This is a genomic window from Paenibacillus sp. OT2-17, from assembly GCF_009827695.1.
In the GTDB taxonomy this organism is placed as follows: domain Bacteria; phylum Bacillota; class Bacilli; order Paenibacillales; family Paenibacillaceae; genus Paenibacillus; species Paenibacillus polymyxa_B.
Genome location: NZ_WUDQ01001033.1, coordinates 1 through 576, shown reverse-complemented (window position 1 = coordinate 576; position 576 = coordinate 1). Strand labels below are relative to the sequence as shown.

Sequence of the window (576 nt, the reverse complement as noted above, 5' to 3'; positions counted from 1 at the left end):
AGTCAGGATCTTAGTGACATCCTTATGCTTACGTATTACTAAAGGGTATTCCAAAGCCATTTTAATGGCAAGGGGTACTCTTTTTTGCGTGGGATAAAAGACAATACACAGAATAGGTTTCCTTGCTTCGTTCCATACTAATCGATAATTACGAGGATAAGGAGGGGATCGGATGACTCATAGTCCGGCTCCTACAGTAGCTCCTATTGTCTACTTGCGGCTCCGCAGCCGTGTCCGCATGATACAAGGGCAGGATTTACATTTGGGTGATGTAGCCCAACTGCTGACTAATCCTGAATGGGAAAAGGATTTGCTTGAGCTTGTTCTCAAGCGGCCGCAGCACCAGGACGGTAATCTGATACTGATAGACATGCTGCAGATTATAGCAAAAATTAGAGATCATATTCCGGGGGTCGTAGTTGAATCTCTCGGGAAGCCGCATGTACTTGTGGAACTTGTGGAGAAACCCCGTAAGCCGTCCAAAATACTGTTTGTTTTGGTATGGGTGCTTCTGTTTTTTGGCTCTGCGCTGACAATTATGAATTTTCATGCCGACGTTAGCATGATGGAGGTACA

General features: G+C 45.1%; 1 protein-coding gene. It reads left to right on the top strand.

Features of this window, described 5'->3' with window-relative positions:
• Window positions 1-172 precede the first annotated feature (172 nt).
• Window positions 173-576, top strand: a 404-nt coding sequence (locus GRP75_RS28895; protein ID WP_202404371.1) for a stage V sporulation protein AA, incomplete at its 3' end; no start/stop codon positions are given.